Source organism: Microvirga soli (genome assembly GCF_016734765.1).
Classification (GTDB): Bacteria; Pseudomonadota; Alphaproteobacteria; order Rhizobiales; family Beijerinckiaceae; genus Microvirga; species Microvirga soli.
In genome coordinates this window covers 1-1,280 of record NZ_JAERQE010000143.1, presented here as the reverse complement: position 1 = coordinate 1,280, position 1,280 = coordinate 1, and the positions used below count along the sequence as shown (strand labels likewise).

The window sequence follows — 1,280 nt, the reverse complement described above, 5'->3', positions numbered from 1 at the left end:
GCCGGTCCTCCCAATGACCACCTCATCCCAACACCCGGCGCGTCAGCAAATTTCCACCACCAGCGCGGACTCTACCCGATGGGTACGTGTACTCTACAGACCACTGGGTGCCACGTTCTTTGCCAGTCGGCACGCCTGGGGCCGCAGAGCAGCCTACGCCTCACAGTTCCTCGACCCGATTGGACGAGCATGGCGGACAAAGGCGAAAGTGAAAGCGGCTTTGCTTGGAGATGAGGATCCGGATAAGTGGGATCTGCCACACAAACCCAAGGGCATGCGCTGGGCCACATACGAGCGGTGGGTGGCGAAGTACGATGCTGCCGAGGAGATGCTCGATGCGCAACTCGCCCTGGCAGCGGCGCGGCTGATGAAAAAATTTAGCAGCGAGTGCTCTTCTTCCAGGCTTGGCGAAGAATCGCTCCGCGCTGTGCAAGCATTTGTTAATCTGTCGGGCGCAGCCTCTTCATGTGCCAGCACGGCACGGTTGTTTCCTCTGAAGCCGGCCGTGAAAGGCGGCCCCCGAGCGTCAAACCTAACTGGCGCTCTTTCTTTGACGGCCGCTCTGTCAATGAAGACGGCGCGCTTTGGCCGAGTTGGCCCCCACCATCAGCTACCAGTAGAGCGACTGTTTTACGGATGAGCATCGAGTGCCCATCACAGGACGACTCATCCCTATGTTAATAGAGAGGAATAGTCATGATTGTCCGCATTCTCACTGCTACTAGCCTCCTTCTTGCTGCACCTGTTGCCATTGCGGCGCCTACGAAGCCGAAGCCGGTTTCGGCTGTGGTCATCACAAACTCCCGCGAAGTGCAGGCGACGGAGGTCGCTATTGGCGCAAACGGGCAAACAGTTCGGCTGGCAAAGCCACTTGCCCCGAATGCGCAAGCCACTCTGAGGTTGCCGAAGATGGCGGGCTGTATGGTGGTTGTGGCGGCGGTCTTTGAGGATGAGGCAACATCAGAACACTCTGAGTTTGATGTGTGCAAGGACAGAACCATCCGTTTCACAGATTGATTTCCGCTACTTCCGGACAGGATGGGCGTAGAGGGAATACACTTTTCTAAGACGCGGTGAGCGCGGTCTCAGCTGCGGTGCCAAGGCGCTAAGGTTCGCTGCGCTCTCCGGTCATTCAGCCCCTCGATAACAACCTGAAGGGACCCATATCCCTGTGACCCACATTCGGTCCAGAGATTAGGTATCATTGGACTTGCTTCAGATTAGTGGAGAGCGGTTTTGTAGCGATCCGGCTAGCCTTTCAAACTGAACCGGGCTGACAT

The 1,280-nt window shown here is 57.2% G+C and carries 1 protein-coding gene and 1 pseudogene; both read left to right on the top strand.

The features are described 5' to 3' along the window. Positions 1-640: pseudogene (locus tag JKL45_RS29560) on the top strand (hypothetical protein); the annotation flags it as partial. 56 nt (positions 641-696) lie between these two features. Beyond that, positions 697-1,017 carry a hypothetical protein gene (locus tag JKL45_RS29555; protein ID WP_201865329.1) on the top strand — a complete coding sequence of 107 codons (321 nt, stop codon included), beginning with the start codon at positions 697-699 and terminating at the stop codon, positions 1,015-1,017. Positions 1,018-1,280: the final 263 nt, after the last annotated feature.